Source organism: Muriicola jejuensis (assembly GCF_010671595.1).
Classification (GTDB): Bacteria; Bacteroidota; Bacteroidia; order Flavobacteriales; family Flavobacteriaceae; genus Muriicola; species Muriicola jejuensis.
The window spans coordinates 1-20,384 of the sequence record NZ_JAABOP010000004.1; the positions used below are offsets into that span (position 1 = coordinate 1).

At 49.5% G+C, this 20,384-nt stretch carries 20 protein-coding genes; 19 read left to right on the forward strand and 1 reads right to left on the reverse strand.

The genetic code is table 11. The features are described 5' to 3' along the window. Nucleotides 1-266: 266 nt before the first annotated feature. Nucleotides 267-1,811, reverse strand: a complete 1,545-nt coding sequence (gene porX, locus GWK09_RS11870; protein WP_163693675.1) for a T9SS response regulator signal transducer PorX — start codon at nucleotides 1,809-1,811, stop codon at nucleotides 267-269. Between the two features lie 34 nt (nucleotides 1,812-1,845). On the opposite strand from porX, the gene GWK09_RS11875 reads away from it, so the two are divergent. From GWK09_RS11875 to hisIE, 19 genes are all read left to right on the forward strand, one after another. Continuing rightward, entirely contained in the window at nucleotides 1,846-3,078 is a 1,233-nt protein-coding gene (locus GWK09_RS11875; protein ID WP_163693676.1) for an HD domain-containing protein, read from the forward strand. Nucleotides 3,079-3,125: 47 nt separating this feature from the next. Next, on the forward strand, nucleotides 3,126-4,148 hold the full coding sequence (lpxD, locus tag GWK09_RS11880; RefSeq protein ID WP_163693677.1) for a UDP-3-O-(3-hydroxymyristoyl)glucosamine N-acyltransferase: 1,023 nt from the start codon (nucleotides 3,126-3,128) through the stop codon (nucleotides 4,146-4,148). A gap of 5 nt (nucleotides 4,149-4,153) precedes the next feature. Further along, nucleotides 4,154-5,542 carry a bifunctional UDP-3-O-[3-hydroxymyristoyl] N-acetylglucosamine deacetylase/3-hydroxyacyl-ACP dehydratase gene (locus tag GWK09_RS11885; protein ID WP_163693678.1) on the forward strand — a complete coding sequence of 463 codons (1,389 nt, stop codon included), beginning with the start codon at nucleotides 4,154-4,156 and terminating at the stop codon, nucleotides 5,540-5,542. Nucleotide 5,543: 1 nt separating this feature from the next. After that, complete coding sequence (gene lpxA, locus GWK09_RS11890; protein ID WP_163693679.1) at nucleotides 5,544-6,329, forward strand: acyl-ACP--UDP-N-acetylglucosamine O-acyltransferase; 786 nt, start codon at nucleotides 5,544-5,546, stop codon at nucleotides 6,327-6,329. 5 nt (nucleotides 6,330-6,334) lie between these two features. Further along, on the forward strand, nucleotides 6,335-6,901 hold the full coding sequence (gene efp / locus GWK09_RS11895) for an elongation factor P (RefSeq protein ID WP_163693680.1): 567 nt from the start codon (nucleotides 6,335-6,337) through the stop codon (nucleotides 6,899-6,901). 6 nt (nucleotides 6,902-6,907) lie between these two features. Continuing rightward, nucleotides 6,908-7,843, forward strand: a complete 936-nt coding sequence (locus GWK09_RS11900) for a UDP-3-O-(3-hydroxymyristoyl)glucosamine N-acyltransferase (RefSeq protein WP_163693681.1) — start codon at nucleotides 6,908-6,910, stop codon at nucleotides 7,841-7,843. A gap of 65 nt (nucleotides 7,844-7,908) precedes the next feature. Continuing rightward, the gene (sucD, locus tag GWK09_RS11905) at nucleotides 7,909-8,781 is read left to right on the forward strand and encodes a succinate--CoA ligase subunit alpha (protein WP_163693682.1); all 873 of its coding nucleotides are present in this window, start codon (nucleotides 7,909-7,911) and stop codon (nucleotides 8,779-8,781) included. Between the two features lie 103 nt (nucleotides 8,782-8,884). Beyond that, entirely contained in the window at nucleotides 8,885-9,631 is a 747-nt protein-coding gene (gene fabG, locus GWK09_RS11910) for a 3-oxoacyl-[acyl-carrier-protein] reductase (protein ID WP_163693683.1), read from the forward strand. Nucleotides 9,632-9,713: 82 nt separating this feature from the next. After that, nucleotides 9,714-11,741, forward strand: a complete 2,028-nt coding sequence (locus GWK09_RS11915; RefSeq protein ID WP_163693684.1) for a VWA domain-containing protein — start codon at nucleotides 9,714-9,716, stop codon at nucleotides 11,739-11,741. Between the two features lie 10 nt (nucleotides 11,742-11,751). Continuing rightward, the gene (locus tag GWK09_RS11920; protein ID WP_163693685.1) at nucleotides 11,752-12,567 is read left to right on the forward strand and encodes a prohibitin family protein; all 816 of its coding nucleotides are present in this window, start codon (nucleotides 11,752-11,754) and stop codon (nucleotides 12,565-12,567) included. A 193-nt stretch (nucleotides 12,568-12,760) separates the two neighbouring features. Next, nucleotides 12,761-13,615, forward strand: coding sequence for an ATP phosphoribosyltransferase (gene hisG, locus GWK09_RS11925; protein WP_163693686.1), 855 nt, complete (start codon nucleotides 12,761-12,763; stop codon nucleotides 13,613-13,615). 6 nt (nucleotides 13,616-13,621) lie between these two features. Continuing rightward, the gene (hisD, locus tag GWK09_RS11930; protein WP_163693687.1) at nucleotides 13,622-14,926 is read left to right on the forward strand and encodes a histidinol dehydrogenase; all 1,305 of its coding nucleotides are present in this window, start codon (nucleotides 13,622-13,624) and stop codon (nucleotides 14,924-14,926) included. A gap of 1 nt (nucleotide 14,927) precedes the next feature. After that, the gene (hisC, locus tag GWK09_RS11935; protein WP_163693688.1) at nucleotides 14,928-15,989 is read left to right on the forward strand and encodes a histidinol-phosphate transaminase; all 1,062 of its coding nucleotides are present in this window, start codon (nucleotides 14,928-14,930) and stop codon (nucleotides 15,987-15,989) included. After that, entirely contained in the window at nucleotides 15,986-17,134 is a 1,149-nt protein-coding gene (gene hisB / locus GWK09_RS11940) for a bifunctional histidinol-phosphatase/imidazoleglycerol-phosphate dehydratase HisB (protein ID WP_163693689.1), read from the forward strand. The genes hisC and hisB overlap by 4 nt, the downstream gene beginning before the upstream one ends. Nucleotides 17,135-17,143: 9 nt before the next feature. After that, the gene (hisH, locus tag GWK09_RS11945) at nucleotides 17,144-17,725 is read left to right on the forward strand and encodes an imidazole glycerol phosphate synthase subunit HisH (protein WP_163693690.1); all 582 of its coding nucleotides are present in this window, start codon (nucleotides 17,144-17,146) and stop codon (nucleotides 17,723-17,725) included. Between the two features lie 10 nt (nucleotides 17,726-17,735). Further along, on the forward strand, nucleotides 17,736-18,476 hold the full coding sequence (hisA, locus tag GWK09_RS11950) for a 1-(5-phosphoribosyl)-5-[(5-phosphoribosylamino)methylideneamino]imidazole-4-carboxamide isomerase (protein ID WP_163693691.1): 741 nt from the start codon (nucleotides 17,736-17,738) through the stop codon (nucleotides 18,474-18,476). After that, nucleotides 18,473-19,000, forward strand: coding sequence for a DinB family protein (locus GWK09_RS11955; RefSeq protein WP_163693692.1), 528 nt, complete (start codon nucleotides 18,473-18,475; stop codon nucleotides 18,998-19,000). Before hisA ends, GWK09_RS11955 begins: the two co-directional genes overlap by 4 nt. Beyond that, a complete protein-coding gene (gene hisF / locus GWK09_RS11960) occupies nucleotides 18,994-19,749 on the forward strand; it encodes an imidazole glycerol phosphate synthase subunit HisF (RefSeq protein ID WP_163693693.1) in 756 nt (251 codons plus the stop codon). Before GWK09_RS11955 ends, hisF begins: the two co-directional genes overlap by 7 nt. Nucleotides 19,750-19,773: 24 nt before the next feature. Further along, a complete protein-coding gene (gene hisIE, locus GWK09_RS11965; protein WP_163693694.1) occupies nucleotides 19,774-20,382 on the forward strand; it encodes a bifunctional phosphoribosyl-AMP cyclohydrolase/phosphoribosyl-ATP diphosphatase HisIE in 609 nt (202 codons plus the stop codon). The last annotated feature ends 2 nt before the right edge of the window (nucleotides 20,383-20,384 follow it).

The window sequence follows — 20,384 nt, forward strand, 5'->3', positions numbered from 1 at the left end:
GTTCAACCTCATTTTTTGGGATTCCAAAAATCAATCCTTTAATCCAGTCATAAATTGCGTTTATAGCCGTCCAAATTCCACCAAGAATCCAAGTGAAAAGGATTTCCGCAATTATTTCTCCCATGTATGGTGTAGATTTGAGAAAGGTTGGTAATGTGTTACAACTTGTTTTAACAAGTTAAAAATAGCACTTATCCACCTCGCTATTTGGATAAAAATTCATTCAAATAAACTTTATCTGCCCACTGATTCTCATGTAACGTCTTCTAACGTGGTTGGAGTATAACAAACGGTATGATCATCTCCTCCAGACTTACCCCCCCGTGCTGGTAGGTATTCCTGTAATAACTCACATAGTGGTTGTAATTGTTGGGGTAGGCAAAGAAGAGGTCGTTTTTGGCAAAGATAAAGGAGCTGCTCATGGTCAGGCTCGGCAGGTAGATCTTTCCAGGATCCTTTGCCTCCAGCACGTCCTTGGCCTCATAAGACAGGCTGCGCCCGGTCTTGTACCTGAGGTTGAGGCTGGTCTCCCGGTCGCCTATGACCTTAGAAGGCTGCTTTACGTTAATGGTGCCGTGGTCTGTGGTGATGATCAGCTTCATCCCCAGGGTCCTCGCTTTCTGTATGATCTCCAGCAAGGGGGAATTCCGGAACCAGCTCTGGGTGAGGGAACGATAGGCCTTGTCATTCGAGGCCAGTTCCTTGATCACGTCCATTTCCGTCTTGGCATGGGAAAGCATGTCCACAAAGTTGTAGACGATGACCGTGAGGTCGTTCTTCTTCTGGCTGTTGAAGTTCTGCACCAGCTGTTTCCCCTGTTTCAGGCTGCTGATCTTGAAGTACTCCCATTCCAGGTTCAGCCCCAGCCTTTGTAACTGAGCTTCCAGGAATTTGTCCTCAAACAGGTTTTTTCCGCCTTCATCCGTATCGTTTTTCCACCATTGGGGATATTTCTTTTCCATCTCCAGGGGCATGAGTCCCGAGAAAAGGGCATTCCGGGCATACTGTGTCGCCGTTGGCAGGATGCTGTAATAGGGCTGTTCCTTCACCTTTTTATAGAAGGGGGAGAGCACATCCTCAAAAGACACCCATTGGTCATACCTCAGGTTGTCTATGACCACCAGGAGGGTGGGCTGCTCTTTCAGTTCTGGCTGCACCCATTCCCTAAAAAGGGTATGCGACATGACCGGCCCGTCCCCCTCGCGGAACCATTCCGGGTACCGCTTGTCTATAAACTTTCCAAACTGGTTGTTGGCTTCGATCTTCTGGGATTCCAGGATCTCAAACATGCCCGAATCCTCGATCTCCTCCAGCCTCAATTCCCAGGTGATCAGCTTCCTGTACAGGTCGGCCCATTCCTCATAGGTATTCACCATAGACAAGTCCATGGAGATCTTCCTGAATTCCTGCTGGTAGTTGGAGGTGGTCTTTTCGGAGATCAGGCGGGAATGGTCCAGGGTCTTTTTAAGGGACAAAAGGATCTGGTTGGGGTTCACCGGTTTGATCAGGTAGTCGGCGATCTTGGAACCTATGGCCTCTTCCATGATGGTCTCCTCTTCACTCCTGGTGATCATCACCACCGGTATGGCCGGCGCCCTGTTCTTTATTTCATTCAGCGTATCAAGGCCGGAGAGGCCTGGCATATTCTCATCCAGGAAAACGATGTCGAACTGGGTCTTTTCCATTTCCTCCAGGGCATCCTGCCCACTTTTGCAGGTGACCACCTGGTATTTCTTCTCTTCCAGAAACAGGATATGGGGCTTAAGCATGTCGATCTCGTCATCCACCCACAGTATTGTAATCGTTTTCATTTAGCGTATCTTTACCCCTTTAAATCGCAGAAAATTGGCCACCACCAGGAAGTTGAAGTTATTTAACGATCCAATTTACGGATTTATTAGTATTCCCAACAACCGACTTTTTAATCTCATTTCCCATCCTTATTTCCAAAGGATTCGGAGGATCTCCCAGATGGGGATGTCCTACCTCGTCTTTCCCGGGGCCCACCATACTCGGTTTCACCATGCCCTGGGGAGTATGCACCTCATGCAGCAGGCCATTCAGGTGCTCCGTTACAAGAACGTCGAGATCACCGATAAGGAGGCTGACGGCCTTCTCTTTGCCATCCTGCTGCACGACATAGGGCATGGGCCTTTTTCCCATGCCATGGAGCACAGCCTGGTGGAAGGGATCTCTCATGAAGAACTCTCCCTGCTCTTTATGCAGCACCTCAATGAGGAGTTTTCCGGGGAGCTTTCTTGTGCGATCGAGATCTTCAAGGGCACCTATCCCAAAAAGTTTTTAAACCAGCTCGTGTCGAGTCAGCTCGACATGGACCGGCTCGACTATCTGAAACGGGATAGTTTCTACACGGGGGTGGCCGAAGGGAACATCAATGCGGAACGGCTTATCACCATGCTTAACGTGGTAGACGGGTCGCTCGTCATAGAAGAGAAGGGGATCTATTCCGTAGAAAAATTCCTGATGGCCAGACGATTTATGTACTGGCAGGTCTATCTTCACAAAACCGGTATTGCAGCAGAACAGCTTTTGATCCGGGTTCTGCGAAGAGCGAGGGAATTGCATTCAGGAGGAGAAGAACTGTCGGGGAGCGACCCACTGTTATATTTTCTGCTCAACCGGGTAAAAAGGGAAGGGTTTAACCGGGAAGTCCTGGAACGATTCTCATCCCTGGATGATGTGGATGTGCTCTCGGCCCTGAAAGCCTGGCAGAACCATCCCGACTTTGTATTGGCGGAACTCAGCCGTATGATCCTCAACCGAAACCTTTTAAAGGTAAAGGTGAAGAACAAGCAGGTATCTGACGAAAAACTGGAGGGGATGAGAACAGGTTTGGCGAAGGATTTCGGGATAGGGGAGCATGAGGCGGCCTATTTCATCTTTACCGGTACCATTGAAAACAGGGCGTATAACCACGAGAAGGAGAACATTAATATATTGATGGGTAACTCCCGGACCATCGATGTGGCCCGGGCTTCGGACCACCTGAATCTGGATGCCCTCTCCAAAACCGTGACCAAGCATTATATCTGTTACCCCAAGAAAAGCGTTTCGTAATTTTTCTTACTTTTGTCCGATCGAATCCTAGTCCAAAAAATCAGCGTTTGAAATTCACAGCAAGTCAGATAGCGGGTATCCTTGAAGGAGAGGTTCATGGGAACCCCGAAATCTCTGTCCATAAGCTGGCGAAGATCGAAGAAGGGGTAGAGGGTTCGCTCACCTTTCTGGCAAACCCCAAGTACACCCATTATATCTACAGCACCGAGGCCTCCATCACTATTGTCAACAAGGATTTCAAGCCGGAACAGGAGATTACCACCACCCTCATCAAAGTGGAGGACGCTTACAAGTCCTTTTCCAAGTTGCTCGAATTCTACAACAACGTAAAAAATAACAAGGTAGGGATAGAAAAGCCCGTGTTCCTTTCGGAAAGCGCCTCTTACGGAGAGGATTTTTACCTGGGGGCTTTCTCTTATCTTGGAAATAACGTCAGGATCGGAAACAACGTAAAGATCTATCCCAATGTCTATCTGGGCGACAATGTCACGATTGGCAACAATGTGGTCATCTACTCCGGGGCAAAGATCTATTCAGAATCGGTCATCGGGAATGGCTGCATGATCCACAGTGCCGTGATCATAGGGGCAGACGGTTTTGGCTTTACCCCCAACCGTGAAGGGGAATACAGCAAGGTTCCCCAAACAGGGAATGTGATCGTGGAAGACAACGTTGAAATTGGAGCCGGGACGACCATAGACCGGGCGACTCTCGGGTCCACTATTTTAAGGAAGGGAGTAAAACTGGATAATCAAATTCAGATCGCTCACAACGTCGAAATAGGCGAACATACAGTGATCGCTGCCCAGACGGGGATTGCAGGGTCCACTAAGATCGGGAAGAACTGCCTGATCGGCGGACAGGTGGGGATCGTTGGCCATATCACCATAGGGGACCGGGTGAAGATCCAGGCGCAATCCGGGATCATTCGGAACGTGAAGGACGATGAGGTCCTGCAAGGCTCCCCTGCATTGAACTACGCCGACTTTAACAAATCATACGTGCATTTTAAAAATTTGACCAGGCTGGTGGGCAGGATCGCAGACCTGGAAAAAAATAATGGAGATTGAAGTCTATGGTGAAACAAAGGACCATCGCTAAAGAAGTAGAGCTCACCGGGGTGGGATTACACACCGGGGAAAAGGTGACCATGAAATTTGTTCCCGCGCCGGAGAATCACGGCTATGCATTTAAACGGGTAGACCTGGAAGGTGAACCCGTCATTGAAGCGGATGCCAACTATGTGATCAACACACAGAGGGGCACCAACCTGGAGAAGAGGGGGGTAAAGATACAGACGTCGGAGCATGTCCTGGCGGCTTTGGTAGGCCTGGAGATAGACAACGTGCTTATCGAACTCGATTCGCCCGAACCGCCCATAATGGATGGATCTTCCAAATTCTTTGTCGAAGCCCTGGAAAAGGCCGGGATCGTTGAACAGGAGGCCGAAAGGGAGGAGTACGTGGTCAAGGAGGTGATCAGCTACAAGGACGAGGCTACGGGAAGTGAGATCACCGTGATCCCTTCAGACGAATATCAGGTGACCACTATGGTCGACTTTGGCACAAAGGTCCTGGGCACTCAGAACGCCACCCTGGAACGCCTGTCTGATTTCAAAAAGGAGATCGCAGACGCCCGTACATTCAGCTTTCTTCACGAGCTCGAAATGCTTCTTGAAAACGGCCTCATCAAAGGAGGGGACCTCAATAATGCCATCGTTTACGTAGACAAGGAGATCTCTGAATCTACAATGAAAAAGCTCGAAAAAGCTTTTAAGAAGAAGAAATTATCGGTCAAGCCCAACGGCATCCTGGACAACCTTACCTTGCATCAGCCCAATGAGGCTGCCAGGCATAAATTACTGGATGTGATCGGGGACCTGGCACTGACCGGCACGCGTATTCGCGGGAAGGTGATCGCCAACAAACCCGGTCACTATGTAAATACCCAATTTGCCAAGAAACTCTCAAAGATCATCAAACTGGAGAAACGGAACAATGTGCCCAAATACGACCTGAATGAGCCGCCTCTGATGGATATCCACCAGATCATGGCCATGCTGCCTCACAGGCCTCCCTTTTTGCTGATCGATCGCATCCTGGAACTTTCAGATACCCACGTGGTGGGCATGAAGAATGTCTCCATGAACGAACCCTTCTTTGTGGGGCACTTTCCGGGAGCTCCCGTTATGCCGGGTGTTCTCCAGGTGGAGGCCATGGCCCAGACAGGGGGTATCCTCGTGCTGAGCACCGTACCGGACCCCGAGAATTATCTGACCTTCTTTATGAAGATCGACAATGTAAAATTCAAACAAAAAGTCCTCCCGGGAGATACCCTTATCTTCCACTGCAGCCTGATCACACCTATCAGGAGGGGGATATGCCATATGCAGGCTTATGCCTACGCCAACAATAAACTCGTTTGTGAGGCCGAGATGATGGCGCAAATCGCCAAAAAGAAATAACATGAATCAACCGCTTGCTTATATCCATCCCGGGGCAAAGATTGCTAAGAACGTGGTGGTAGAACCCTTTACGACCATACATAACAATGTGACTATAGGGGAGGGAACCTGGATAGGTTCGAACGTCACCATTATGGAAGGTGCCCGTATCGGAAAGAATTGCAATATCTTTCCAGGAGCGGTTATATCGGCCCCGCCCCAGGACCTGAAATACAAGGGGGAAGAGACCACTGTGGAGATCGGCAACAACACCACCATCCGGGAATGTGCGACCATCAACAAGGGAACGGCAGACCGGATGAAAACCGTAATCGGGAAAAACTGTCTCATCATGGCATACTGCCATATCGCCCATGACTGTTTTGTAGGCAATAACTGTATATTTTCGAATAATTCCACCCTGGCAGGACATGTGACCATAGGGGATAATGTTGTGCTGGCCGGACTCGTGGCGGTGCACCAGTTCGTCTCCATAGGCAACCACGCATTTGTCACGGGCGGATCCCTGGTGAGAAAGGACGTGCCTCCCTATGTGAAAGGGGCTAGGGAACCCATGTCTTACGTCGGGATCAATTCGGTAGGATTGAGGAGAAGGGGGTTTGCCGCGGAAAAGATCAGGGAGATACAAAACATCTATCGCATCCTCTACCAGAAGAACTACAACAATTCACAGGCGGTACAGATCATAGAGGCCGAAATGGAAGCTACCCCGGAAAGGGACGAGATCCTTCAGTTTATAAGGGACTCCCAGAGAGGGATCATGAAAGGTTATTTTAGCACGAATTAAATTTTATGGCAAGTACATCAGATATCAGGAAAGGGTTGTGCATCAGGTACAACAACGACATCTATAAGATCATAGAGTTCCTCCACGTAAAACCGGGGAAGGGTCCGGCCTTTGTAAGGACCAAACTAAAGAGCATCACCTCGGGGAAAGTGCTGGACAACACTTTTTCTGCAGGGCACAAGATCGAGGATGTGAGAGTGGAGACCCGGAGTTATCAGTTTCTGTACGCGGAAGGCACGACCTACCATTTTATGAACACAGAGGATTACAATCAGATCGCTCTGCAGGAGGGCGCCCTGGATTCTCCTGAATTGCTGAAGGAAGGTGAGATCGTGACCATTATGTTCAATACAGAGGACAATATGCCCCTCTCGGTGGAAATGCCTGCCAGTGTGATCCTGGAGGTCACCCATACCGAGCCCGGGGTGAGAGGGAACACGGCAACGAACGCTACAAAACCGGCTACCCTGGAAACAGGGGCCACGGTGAATGTACCCCTTTTTATAAACGAGGGCGACAGGATCAAGGTAGATACCGAAAAGGGAAGCTACATGGAACGAGCCAAGGAATAACAAGACATGAAATTCCCACAAACACAGACCTTAGAGCAGATCGCTGCACTCCTGGAGATCGAATTCGTGGGATCCCCGGATTTTCCGGTATCCGGAATGAACGAGATTCATGTAGTAGAACCTGGGGACATCGTATTTGTTGACCATCCAAAATACTATGACAAGGCACTGAATTCAAGAGCTACGGTGATCCTGATCAATAAAAAAGTGGAATGCCCGGAAGGCAAGGCCCTTCTTCTTTCCGAAGACCCCTTCAGGGATTTTAACAAGCTGACCCGACATTTCCGTCCTTTTGTCAGTTCCTCTTCGAGCATTTCGGCCTCGGCTAGGATAGGTAAAAGCACGGTGGTTCAGCCGAATGTGTTTATCGGCAACCATGTGACCATTGGGGAAGGCTGTCTGATCCACCCCAACGTCACTATTTACGATCATTGCGTCATTGGTAACCATGTCCAGATCCACGCCGGTACAGTCCTGGGTTCCGACGCATTTTATTACAAGAACAGGCCTGAAGGATTCGATAAACTGCTGTCATGTGGAAGGGTGGTCATCGAAGACCATGTGGAGATAGGGGCGCTATGTACGGTAGACAAAGGGGTTACGGGAGATACCACGATAAAAGAAGGAAGCAAGCTGGACAACCAGGTACACGTGGGCCACGATACGGTCATTGGCAGGAAATGCCTGATCGCTTCCCAGACCGGGATCGCGGGATGCGTGGTCATAGAAGACGAGGTGACCCTTTGGGGTCAGGTGGGGGTAACCAGTGCGGCCACCATAGGTAAAAAGGCCGTGGTCCTTGCTCAGACCGGGGTGGCAAAATCCCTGGCAGGAGGTAAGACCTATTTCGGCAGCCCCGCGGAAGAAGCCAGGGACAAACTAAAACAATTGGCCAACGTCAAAAGGATCCCCGAGATCCTGAAGCAAATTAATAAACAATAAAGACGGGATTGCTTTTGAGATCAAAGGCATTCCTATATTTTTGTGCCGCGAATAAACCATAGATCATGAGTGTATTAGTCAATAAGAATTCCAAAATCATAGTACAGGGTTTTACAGGTAGTGAAGGTACTTTTCACGCCGAACAAATGATAGAATACGGCACCAATGTGGTCGGCGGGGTAACTCCGGGTAAAGGGGGTCAGACCCATCTTGGAAAGCCGGTATTCAATACCGTAGAAGAAGCCGTACAGAAGGTAGGAGCGGACACTACGATCATCTTTGTTCCGCCTGCCTTTGCTGCTGATGCGATCATGGAAGCGGCCAGTGCCGGTATCAAGGTGATCATTACCATCACGGAAGGGATTCCGGTGGAAGATATGGTGAAGGCATATGACTATATCAAGGATAAGGACTGCAGGCTGATAGGTCCCAACTGCCCGGGAGTCATCACCCCAGGTGAGGCCAAGGTAGGGATCATGCCGGGATTCGTCTTTAAAAAGGGCCATGTCGGTATTGTTTCCAAATCGGGTACGCTTACCTATGAGGCGGCAGACCAGGTAGTACGCCAGGGACTCGGTATTACCACAGCCATCGGCATTGGTGGAGACCCGATCATAGGTACCACCACCAAAGAAGCGGTGCAACTGCTGATCAATGACCCGGAGACCCGTTGCGTGGTCATGATCGGGGAGATTGGCGGGCAGCTGGAAGCTGATGCTGCCAACTGGTACAAGGAAAGCGGCAGCAAAAAGCCCATCGTCGGGTTCATCGCTGGCGAAACTGCCCCTGCCGGAAGGACCATGGGTCACGCCGGTGCGATCGTAGGCGGAAGTGACGATACGGCCCAGGCCAAGAAAAGGATCATGAGGGAATGCGGGATTCACGTGGTGGATTCCCCGGCTGATATTGGCAAGAAAGTGAAGGAAGTAATGGGTTAACCCTGGCCTCATTCAAATAAATCCCGACCAGATCGGGATTTTTTTCGCCTTAAACTTTACAACGTGTATCTTTGAGAGAAGTGAAACGAATACTGACTACCATATGAAATTGTTAGAAGGAAAGAATGTAATCATCACCGGAGCCAGTCGAGGTATAGGCACCGGCATAGCAAAGGTTTTTGCGGCACATGGAGCAAATGTCGCTTTTACCTACAGTTCGAGCGAGGGTCCTGCCGTGGCCCTGGAAAAAGAGCTTATCTCGGCAGGGGTGAAGGCCAAAGCCTATAAGAGCAACGCAGCCATTTACAAGGAATGCGAAGACCTCGTAGCGGCTGTACTGGAGGATTTCGGAGGAATAGACGTTTTGATCAATAATGCCGGGATCACCAGAGACAACCTCCTCATGCGGATGACCGAGGACGACTTCGATGCTGTGATCGAGATCAATTTAAAATCCGTTTTCAACATGACCAAGGCCGTACAGCGCACCTTGCTGAAGCAAAGGAATGGCTCAATTATCAATATGAGCAGTGTGGTGGGAGTCAAAGGCAATGCAGGCCAGACCAATTACGCGGCTTCCAAGGCGGGGATCATCGGGTTCACCAAATCGGTAGCCCTGGAACTCGGCTCGAGGAATATCCGCTGTAATGCCATTGCACCGGGCTTTATAGAAACGGAAATGACCGGAAAACTGGACGAGAAAACCGTACAGGGGTGGAGGGATGCCATTCCGCTCAAGAGGGGAGGAACCCCAGAAGACGTTGCAAATGCCTGTCTTTTTCTGGCCTCAGACCTCTCTTCCTATATCAGCGGTCAGGTCCTGCATGTAGATGGGGGGATGCTTACCTGATTGCTATACCGGACCCCAAAAAATCTGAGTTCCGCTAAAGGAATCCATTGAAGAAATCGACAAAAAGAAGTGAATAATGCAAATGGCAACCTTTCTGGGCGTGCTGCTTGCAGCCCTTTTTTCTGCGCTTCTGGTATGGTGGCAGTATTATTTCAGGGCGGGTAAGAAAGGGCGTATTACGCTAGTGATCGCAATCCTTCGTTTTTTTGCAGTTTTTGGATTGCTGCTGTTGCTGCTTAACCCAGAGATCTCAAAAAAGTCCCTGACCACCACCCGGCAAAACCTCATTTTACTTTTTGATGATTCCAAATCCATAGACCATGGAGGGGCCGCAGATAAGGCCAAACAGCTATATTCCGATCTGAGGGAAAACAGCGGGCTGACCGACAGGTTTAATATCCTCAGCTATGCCTTTGGAGAGGAACTCAAAATACTGGATAGCCTCGGCTTTCGCGCTGAGGGCTCAGATCTTTCCGGGGCAATGGCCTCCATGGAATCCATTTACGGTCGTGATAAATCTACCATTATCCTTGTTTCAGATGGGAACCAGACCCTTGGGAAGGCCTATGAATACATGGGGCCCGATCTCAGCTTTCCGGTCTACTCGGTTGCCGTAGGGGATACCACCCGTTATACAGACCTTAAGATCAACCGGGTCAACCTCAACAAATACGCCTTCCTGAAAAACACCTTTCCCCTGGAGATTTTTGTGAGCTATCAGGGAAGTGAAAGTATAAGCAGCCGACTTAGGGTAAGGATGGACGGAAAGACGGTATTTGAGAGGGATGTGAGTCTCGGCCCGGAGATCAATTCCACAAAGATAACCACAGATCTGCGGGCATCTGAGGTAGGCCTTAAAACGCTCCTCATGACCCTGGATTCCATCCCCGGAGAAAGAAATACGGTAAATAACCTGTGGCGTTCCCCCATTGAGGTCATTGATGAACAGACCCGGATCGGTATTGTTAGCGGGATCTCTCATCCGGACATAGGAGCAATTACGAAAGCCATAGAAAGCAACGAGCAGCGAAGGGTCACACTGCTCAAGCCTCAGGATGCGCCTGCTTCCCTGGTCGACTTTGATATGCTTATCCTTTATCAGCCGGACAGGACCTTCGAACCCGTCTATGAATTCCTCCTTACATCTGGATTGAATACGTTCACCGTTGCCGGTCCGGATACTGACTGGAGATTTCTCAATGGAGTACAGAAAGGCTTGCAGATCAATAGTTTTAACCAAACCGAGGAGATCCTCCCATTGATCAACCCCGCCTTCGGCCTTTTTGATATCTCCGACTTTTCAGTGGAAGAGTTTCCGCCTCTAAGGGGGATTTTGGGAGAGATCCTGATCACGAAGCAGAACGAAAGTATTTTGGAGCAGCAGATCCGTGGAGTCGATCTCCGGGAGCCTCTGCTTTCAGTCCTGAGCGATAATGAGGGCAGGCACGCCCTCCTTTTTGGGGAAAACCTTTGGAAATGGAGGTTGCAGAGTTTTGTCAACGACAGGGATTTTGAGAATTTCGACCGGCTCATTGATAAGCTCGTGCTGTATCTGACTTCAGACGGGAAAAGAGACCGGCTGACCGTCAGTTATGAGCAAGTGTACAACGTAGCATCCGAGCGCTCAATAAAAGCGGCACTATACGATGCGACCTTTGTATTTGACCCCGGGGCTGATCTGAAAATTAATGTCAGGGGAACGGATAATGAATATTCAGGCCAACAGAATATGGTCCTCACTAACAACCAGTACGAAGCTGATCTGAGTGACCTGCCTCCTGGGAAGTACGCGTTCTCGGTGACCGTGGCAGATCAGGAATTAAGATCGGATGGCAGGTTCAGGATCGAGGATTTCAACCTGGAGAAACTCTTTGTTTCCAGCGATTATCGCAAATTGCAAACCCTGTCTGAGGGCAGTGGAGGGAAATTGTTCTATCCCGATCAGCTGTCCGAACTTGTAAGGGAACTTCTGGAAGACACCCGATTCGCACCGACCCAGAAAAGCACAGAAAATATCGTATCTTTGATCGACTTCAAAATACTTCTGGGATGTATCGTTCTGGCACTTACAGCAGAATGGTTTATCAGGAAATACAACGGATTAATTTAAATACACAAGAATGGACAAACTTCCAAAAATCGCACTGCCCGCAGTATTCATCATCATAGTCTTGGTGATCCTTATTTCAAAATCAGCCATCACCATCGGCTCCGGAGAGGCCGGAGTCCTTTACCGCACCTTTGGAGACGGTGTGGTCACCGATGAACCGCCTTTAGGGGAGGGGTTCCATCTTGTAGCTCCCTGGAACAAGGTGTTTGTTTATGAGGTAAGACAACAGGAGGTGTTTGAGAAGATGCAGGTGCTTTCTTCCAACGGTCTGGAAATAAAATTAGATGCCTCTGCCTGGTTCGAACCTAAATATGAGGCCCTTGGTAAATTGCATCAGGAGAAAGGAGAGGCATATGTTCAGAGGGTCCTGCTCCCTACCATCCGATCCGCGGCAAGAAGCGTTGTTGGGCGCTATACGCCTGAACAACTGTATTCCAGTAAAAGGGATGCGATACAGGCCGAGATCTACGAGGAGACCAAGAAAATTGTAGACGGGCAGTACATACAACTCAATGAGGTACTGGTCAGGGATGTTACCCTGCCACCTACAATCAAAGAAGCTATTGAAAGAAAATTAAAGCAGGAACAAGAATCCCTTGAATACGAATTTAGACTGATCACAGCCGATAAAGAAGCGCAACGACAAATCATAGAAGCGCAGGGTAAAGCAGATGCGAACCGAATTTTAAGTGCATCCTTAACTGATAAAATTCTTCAGGATAAGGGGATAGAGGCCACTCTGAAACTAGCTGAATCACCCAATGCTAAGGTGATCGTCGTGGGTTCAGGTGAATCGGGCTTGCCGATCATTTTAGGAAATAATTAAGGCATCGAAATTTTTGCAAGAACAAAATAAATTCTACTTTTGCCCCATATGAATAACCAGAATACACATCATCATTCCGCATCTCGCCCTCAAGCAGGTTAGGAATGTATTGTTGTATTTTCAAAATATCCGAACCCGTTTGAGCAATCAAACGGGTTCTGTTTTTAGAACGGTAGCAGAAAAAGAAAGACGTATGAAATTAAAGATTGCGATTCAGAAAGCAGGGCGCCTCAATGAAGATTCCCTGAAAATACTGAAGGACTGCGGTATATCCATTGACAACGGGAAGGACCAGCTCAAAGCATCGGCAAGAAACTTTCCTCTGGAGGTATTCTATTTGAGGAATGGGGACATCCCTCAATACCTGAGGGACGGAGTAGTGGACGTGGCTATCATCGGAAGTAATGTGCTGGTAGAAAAAGGTGTTGATCTCAAAATTGCCGAAAAACTGGGGTTTTCCAAATGCAGGGTGTCTCTGGCCGTCCCCAAGGCAGCGAAGTACGAATCCATTTCTGATCTGCAGGGAAAACGCATAGCGACTTCCTATCCCCATACGGTAGAAACCTACCTGAAGGAGAAAGGGGTGGAGGCTGAATTGCATATCATCAACGGATCCGTCGAGATCGCCCCGAATATCGGGCTGGCAGATGCGATCTGCGATATCGTCTCGAGTGGCAGTACCCTCTTCAAGAATAACCTGAAGGAGGTGGAAAAGATCCTTTCAAGCGAAGCCGTACTGGCCGTATCTCCCTGTATAGGGGAAGGCCAGAAAGAGATCCTCTCGAAACTTCAATTCAGGATTCGCTCCGTCATCGCCGGACAACAGTCTAAATACGTGTTGATGAATGTTCCCAATGACAAGATCAAGAACGTGATCGCCCTTCTTCCCGGGATGCGGAGTCCTACCGTCCTGCCCCTGGCAGAAGAGGGCTGGAGCTCTGTGCACTCCGTGATCAACAAGGATAAGTTCTGGGAAGTGATAGATGAATTGAGGCAGGCAGGTGCAGAAGGGATCCTGGTTTGCCCTATTGAAAAAATGGTAATATAATTCTGCATGAAAAAGTATTTCGATCCGCAAAAAATAGACTGGGAAGACATCCTGTCCCGCCCCACGCGCACGTTTGGAGACATTGAAGAGACCGTAAATGAGGTCTTCAAAGCAGTCCGGCGGGATGGAGATAAGGCCGTGAGAGAATACACCCTCCGTTTTGACGGAGTTTCCCCAGAATCTATGGCAGTACAGGAAGAGGAACTCATGGAAGCCGAGGGTGCCATAGACGGGGAACTCAAGAATGCGATCCGGCGGGCGTATGACAACATTTACAAGTTTCACAAAGCCCAAAAGACCTCTCCTGTAGAGGTAGAGACCTCCCCGGGAGTTATTTGCTGGCAGCAAAAAAAGCCCATTCAGAAAGTTGGACTTTACATTCCAGGGGGCACAGCACCCCTTTTCTCGACCATACTGATGCTTGCCATTCCGGCAAAGATCGCGGGTTGTAAAGAGATCGTACTTTGCAGTCCGCCTGACAAAAGCGGAAACCTGCACCCCGCAGTGCTTTATACGGCAGCGCTTTGCGGCATTACACGTGTATTCAAGGTAGGGGGCATACAGGCGGTGGCGGCCATGGCTTTCGGAACAGAGAGTATTCCGAAGGTATTTAAGATTTTCGGCCCGGGCAACCAATATGTGACGGTAGCCAAGCAACTGGCTACCCGATACGGGGTGGCCATCGATATGCCGGCAGGACCCAGTGAACTTTTGGTGCTCGCAGACGATACGGCTATCCCTTCCTTTGTGGCTGCGGATCTCCTGAGTCAGGCTGAACACGGTGCAGACAGCCAGGTGGTCCTGGTAACTACTTCCAGGGAACTCCTTCAGAAAGTGGAAAAGGAGGTAGGCATACAACTCGGGAAACTTCCGAGGAAGGACCTGGCGGAAAAAGCGATAGATAACAGTCGACTCATTTACGTCTCCTCCAGGGAAACGGCCATCGATCTCATAAACGAATACGGTCCGGAACACTTTATCCTCTGTACCGCAGAGGAAGAGTATTATCTTGAAAACACGATCAATGCAGGATCGGTATTCATAGGAAATTACACTCCAGAGAGCGCCGGGGACTACGCGTCGGGCACCAACCACACCCTGCCTACAAATGGATATGCAAAGCAGTATAGCGGTGTTAACCTCGATAGTTTTACAAAGAGCATCACCTATCAGAAAATATCGGAAAAAGGCATCATGGACCTGGGAGAGACCATAGAAGTCATGGCCGCGGCTGAGGGCCTGCAAGGGCACAAGAATGCCGTAACGATCAGAAAGGAGTATCTGAGACAAGCAATACAAAAAGTGGGATAGTATGGAACCGACCAAGGCAACCCAGTTTAACCTCAATCGCCTGATCCGGAAAAATGTCAGGAACATGACCCCCTATTCCTCGGCCAGGGATGAATACGTCTCAGACGGCAGTGAAAAGATCTTCCTCGACGCCAATGAGAATCCCTTCGGGGACGGGATCAACCGGTATCCGGATCCCCAGCAACGCATCCTGAAGTCCCAACTTGCAGAGCGGAAAGGCGTCAGTCCGGATCAGATCCTCCTTGGAAATGGGAGTGACGAGGTCCTGGACCTGATCTTCCGGGCCTTTTGCGAGCCCGGGAGGGATAATGTGATCACGGTGCCACCCACCTATGGGATGTACAGCGTACTGGCCTCCCTGAACCATGTAGAAAACAGGAAGGTTTTACTGAAACCAGACTTCACCCTGGACCTCAGGGGTCTCTTTACAGCCATAGACGAAGGGACGCGAATCGTCTTTCTCTGTTCCCCGAACAATCCCTCAGGGAATTCCCTTCCACCCGAACAGATCACAGAAATTCTGAATAATTTTAAGGGGCTCGTAGTGCTGGATGAGGCTTATATAGATTTTTCTGACCAAAAGAGTTGGGTTACTGTGCTTTCAGATTACCCTAACCTCATAGTTACACAGACCTTTTCCAAGGCCTATGGCATGGCCGGTATACGGCTGGGGGTTTGTTATGCGTCAGTGGAGGTGGTCACCGTGCTTAACAAGATCAAACCTCCCTACAACGTGAATGAACTCACACAGAGGGCGGCTTTGGAACGCCTCAGGGAATCCGAATCGATCGAGGGGGAGGTAGAGGTGTTGAGATCAGAAAGGAGAAAACTGGAGAGGGCCCTGGACGGACTGGACTTTGTTAGACATGTTTATCCCAGCGATGCTAATTTCATTCTGGTCGAAGTGGACGACGCAGACAGGAGGTATTCGGAAATCCTTAAAAGGGGATTTATAGTGAGGAACCGATCTAATCAGCCCTTATGTGAAAACTGCCTGAGGTTCACGGTAGGCACACCGGAGGAGAACCGCCGCTTGATAGAGGTATTAATTGATTTGAAATGAATACAGAAAAAAGAATAAAAGTCTTGTTCATTGACCGGGATGGCACGCTGATCAAGGAGCCTGCGGATGAGCAGATAGACGCTTTTGAAAAACTGGAGTTCTACCCGGGCATCTTCACATGGCTGGGTAAGATAGCCAGGGAACTGTCCTTTGAACTGGTGATGGTGACCAATCAGGACGGACTAGGAACCCAGGCCTTTCCTGAAGAAACCTTCTGGCCCGTACAGAATTTTATCATGGAGACCCTGGAAAAGGAAGATATCCGATTTAAAGATGTACTGATCGACAGGACCTTCCCCCATGAGAATGCGCAGACCAGGAAACCGGGGACGGGCCTAATGACCTCCTACTTTACGGAAGCCTATGATCTGAAGAATTCCTTTGTGATAGGAGACCGTCTTACCGACATGGAACTCGCAAAAAACCTGGGCTCTAAGGGAATCTTTATCAATAATCACACGGAACTGGGGAACGATGAACTCACGGCAAGGGAAGAGGAGATTCGGGCATGCATCGCCCTGGAAACAGCCTCCTGGAAAGAGATCTACGAGTTCCTTCGTTTGGGCAGTCGCACTGTCCAGCACAACCGGAATACAAAGGAGACTCAGGTCTCTATCAGCCTCGACCTTGACGGGAGCGGACAGAGCCAGATCTCAACCGGACTTCCCTTCTTTGATCACATGCTGGATCAATTGGCCAGACATGGACAATTAGACCTGAATATCCAGGTAAAAGGAGATCTCGAAGTAGACGAACACCATACCATTGAGGATACGGCCATTGCCCTGGGGGAGGTCTTCCACAAGGCTTTGGGAGATAAGCTGGGGATAGAACGCTATGGATTCTGTCTGCCCATGGATGACTGCGTGGCGCAGGTAGCCATCGATTTTGGTGGCCGCAACTGGCTGGTGTGGGATGCTGAATTCAAGAGAGAAAAGATAGGGGATATGCCCACAGAGATGTTCTTTCACTTCTTTAAATCCTTCACGGATGGTGCCCGGGCCAATTTGAATATCAAGGCGGAAGGGACGAACGAACACCACAAGATAGAGGCGATTTTCAAGGCTTTTGCAAAGGCTATAAAAATGGCCGTAAAGCGGGATACGGAAAAAATGGTGCTTCCCTCCACAAAAGGAATGCTATAGAGGAAGAATATGAAGATCGTCATTATTGATTACGGAGCCGGAAATATTCAGAGCATCAAGTTCGCACTTGAGCGCCTGGGATATTCTGCAGTCCTGTCCGATGACCCGAAGATCATCAAAGCGGCTGATAAGGTCATTTTTCCCGGAGTAGGTGAGGCCAGCAGTGCCATGAAGAAATTACGGGAACACAGGCTGGAGAACTTGATTGCTGAGCTTACCCAACCGGTACTGGGGATCTGTCTCGGGATGCAGCTGATGTGCAACTACTCTGAAGAAGGGAATACCCGTGGTCTGGGTATTTTTGATGTGGATGTGGTGAAGTTTACCGATGAACTCAAGGTGCCTCAGATCGGGTGGAACCAGATCCGCGAACTCAAAACACCCCTGTTCCGGGACATACCCGAAAATGGATTTATATATCTGGTGCACAGTTATTACGCTCCTTTATGCGGGGAAACTATCGCGGTAACCGATTATGGCATCCCCTACAGCAGTGCAGTGCAAAAGGATAATTTCTGGGGGGTTCAGTTCCACCCTGAGAAGAGCAGTACACTGGGAGAGCGCATTCTAAAGAATTTTATAACCCTTTGAACACAGTAGGATGAGGATCATACCGGCCATAGATATTATAGGGGGGAAATGTGTGAGGCTTTCCAAAGGAGATTACGCCACGGAGAAAGTATACAGCGAAAACCCTTTGGAAATGGCGAAGGCTTTCGAAGCCCATGGGGTGGAATACCTTCACCTGGTAGACCTGGACGGGGCGAAGTCGAAGCACATCGTTAACCACAAGGTATTGGAACAAATCGCCTCAAAGACCTCTCTGAAGGTCGATTTCGGAGGGGGACTCAAATCCGACGAGGATCTGAGGGTCGCCTTTGAATGCGGAGCGAAGCAGGTCACGGGGGGAAGTATTGCGGTGAGAGACCGGGATGTTTTTCTGAACTGGCTAAGGCAATACGGACAGGAGAAGATCATCCTGGGCGCCGATGCCATGGATGAGAAGATCGCGGTTTCGGGCTGGCAGGAAGGCACGGGGGAAGAATTGATACCCTTTATCCGGGCCTACCGGGATGAAGGAATAAAATTCGTGATCTGTACAGACATAGATAAGGACGGGATGCTGGAAGGTCCATCCACCGGACTTTATCAAAAAATTCTTGAGGAGACCACGGAAGCTGGCAAATCGGGGATCCATCTGATCGCCAGCGGCGGGATCAGTTCAATGGACGACCTGTACGCCCTTAGTAAAACAGGCTGTGAGGGTGCTATCCTGGGCAAAGCGATCTATGAGAACCGTATCAGCCTGAAAGAATTGGAAACGTATATCACAACGTCATGAAGCAGGATCAGTCGACCATAGTCAGGGATCTCCTCGAAAACACCCTGTACAGAATGGACGAGAATATGAGGATGGTGAGGAAGAGTTTTGAACTCCTGAAAGAGGAAGACCTCTGGGAAAAACCGAACGCTACCTCGAACAGTATTGGTAATCTCATCGTTCACCTATGCGGGAACATGACGCAGTATGTGCTTGCAGGACTGGGGGGCAGAGAAGATCAGCGAAGGCGAGATGAAGAATTTACCATCAACGGTGGTTTAACCAAGGCTGCTCTGATGGATAAACTAACCGCTGTGACCAGCGAAGTGAAACAGGAGATCAAAGGGCTCACCGAGGAACAACTGACCGGGCATTACCGGGTACAGGGGTTCGATCTGAGCGGCACGGGCATTCTGCTGCATGTCGTGGAGCATTTTTCCTACCACACCGGGCAGATCGCCTTTTGGATAAAATTGATGAAGAACCGGGACCTGAAATTTTATGAGGGGTTCGATTTAAATGCTAAAAACGAAAGCGAATGCTGACCAAAAGGATCATCCCATGCCTGGATATCAAGGACGGCCGTACCGTAAAAGGGATTAATTTTGTGGGTCTGAGGGATGCCGGAGACCCCGTTGAACTGGCGGCGCGTTACGCCCGGGAAGGGGCAGATGAGCTGGTGTTTTTGGATATTTCGGCTACAGAGGAAAAACGAAAGACACTGGCCGAGCTGGTCAGAAGGGTGGCAGAGAGGGTCAACATCCCCTTTACCGTAGGGGGAGGGATCTCCTCTGTGGAGGATGTAAGCCTTTTGCTGCACAACGGGGCCGACAAGATCTCGGTCAATTCCTCGGCAGTAAAAAATCCGGGCCTTATAGATGAACTCGTGGCCAAATTCGGGTCGCAGTGCATCGTCGTGGCCATAGATGCCAAACAGGTCGACGGCCTCTGGAAGGTCCACCTGGTAGGAGGCAAGGTTCCTACTGACCTCGATTTATACGAATGGGCCGTGGAAGTAGAAAAGAGAGGAGCCGGTGAGATCCTGTTTACCTCCATGGATCATGATGGCACTAAGAATGGTTTTGCGAATGAAGCCCTTGCTAGACTATCAGACACGGTGAACATTCCGATCATTGCCTCAGGGGGTGCGGGAAACATGGAACATTTCCTGCACACCTTTCAAGAAGGCAAAGCAGATGCGGCATTGGCAGCCAGTGTTTTCCACTTTCAGGAGATCGGGCTCCGGGCACTAAAGGAATATCTAAGGGATCAAAAGATCCCGGTTCGATTATAAAACAGATCATTTAAGACTAGGGATATGGCAGTGAATTTCAACAAAAACCAGGACAACCTGGTTCCGGCGATCATCCAGGATAAACGGACAAAGACGGTCCTTATGCTGGGATACATGAATCACGACGCTCTGGAACAGACCATGAAAAGCGGGAAAGTAACATTTTACAGCCGCAGTAAGAAAAGACTTTGGACCAAAGGGGAGGAGAGTGGTAACTTCCTTATAGTGGAAGACATACAGGAAGACTGTGACAGGGATACCTTGTTGATCCGGGTAACTCCTGTGGGGCCTACTTGTCACCTGGGAACAGATACTTGCTGGGGGCATGATAATGAGACCACTTACGGATTTCTCACCGAGTTGGAGGAGATCATCCGGTTCAGGCAAAAAAATGCCACTGGAGAGCAGAGCTATGTAGCGTCCCTGTTCGAAAAAGGGATCAATAAGATAGCTCAGAAAGTGGGGGAAGAGGCCATTGAGGTGGTTATTGAAGCAAAGGATGCCGATGACGGCCGATTCCTGAACGAAAGCGCAGACCTGCTGTTCCATTTCCTTATCCTTCTGAGAGCAAGGGGATTTTCTCTGGAGTCGGTCGCAGAGGTCCTGGAAGCAAGGCACAAGGCGGTGACCTAGGG

What these genes read in the sequence shown, in the direction of transcription:
- hisG (WP_163693686.1), top strand. Translation starts at nt 12,761, where the DNA reads ATGAAATTAAAGATTGCGATTCAGAAAGCAGGGCGCCTCAATGAAGAT.
- lpxA (WP_163693679.1), top strand. Translation starts at nt 5,544, where the DNA reads ATGAATCAACCGCTTGCTTATATCCATCCCGGGGCAAAGATTGCTAAG.
- GWK09_RS11920 (WP_163693685.1), top strand. Translation starts at nt 11,752, where the DNA reads ATGGACAAACTTCCAAAAATCGCACTGCCCGCAGTATTCATCATCATA.
- hisD (WP_163693687.1), top strand. Translation starts at nt 13,622, where the DNA reads ATGAAAAAGTATTTCGATCCGCAAAAAATAGACTGGGAAGACATCCTG.
- sucD (WP_163693682.1), top strand. Translation starts at nt 7,909, where the DNA reads ATGAGTGTATTAGTCAATAAGAATTCCAAAATCATAGTACAGGGTTTT.
- hisB (WP_163693689.1), top strand. Translation starts at nt 15,986, where the DNA reads ATGAATACAGAAAAAAGAATAAAAGTCTTGTTCATTGACCGGGATGGC.
- hisH (WP_163693690.1), top strand. Translation starts at nt 17,144, where the DNA reads ATGAAGATCGTCATTATTGATTACGGAGCCGGAAATATTCAGAGCATC.
- fabG (WP_163693683.1), top strand. Translation starts at nt 8,885, where the DNA reads ATGAAATTGTTAGAAGGAAAGAATGTAATCATCACCGGAGCCAGTCGA.
- GWK09_RS11885 (WP_163693678.1), top strand. Translation starts at nt 4,154, where the DNA reads ATGGTGAAACAAAGGACCATCGCTAAAGAAGTAGAGCTCACCGGGGTG.
- GWK09_RS11900 (WP_163693681.1), top strand. Translation starts at nt 6,908, where the DNA reads ATGAAATTCCCACAAACACAGACCTTAGAGCAGATCGCTGCACTCCTG.
- hisC (WP_163693688.1), top strand. Translation starts at nt 14,928, where the DNA reads ATGGAACCGACCAAGGCAACCCAGTTTAACCTCAATCGCCTGATCCGG.
- efp (WP_163693680.1), top strand. Translation starts at nt 6,335, where the DNA reads ATGGCAAGTACATCAGATATCAGGAAAGGGTTGTGCATCAGGTACAAC.
- porX (WP_163693675.1), bottom strand. Translation starts at nt 1,811, where the DNA reads ATGAAAACGATTACAATACTGTGGGTGGATGACGAGATCGACATGCTT.
- hisF (WP_163693693.1), top strand. Translation starts at nt 18,994, where the DNA reads ATGCTGACCAAAAGGATCATCCCATGCCTGGATATCAAGGACGGCCGT.
- GWK09_RS11955 (WP_163693692.1), top strand. Translation starts at nt 18,473, where the DNA reads ATGAAGCAGGATCAGTCGACCATAGTCAGGGATCTCCTCGAAAACACC.
- hisA (WP_163693691.1), top strand. Translation starts at nt 17,736, where the DNA reads ATGAGGATCATACCGGCCATAGATATTATAGGGGGGAAATGTGTGAGG.
- hisIE (WP_163693694.1), top strand. Translation starts at nt 19,774, where the DNA reads ATGGCAGTGAATTTCAACAAAAACCAGGACAACCTGGTTCCGGCGATC.
- GWK09_RS11915 (WP_163693684.1), top strand. Translation starts at nt 9,714, where the DNA reads ATGGCAACCTTTCTGGGCGTGCTGCTTGCAGCCCTTTTTTCTGCGCTT.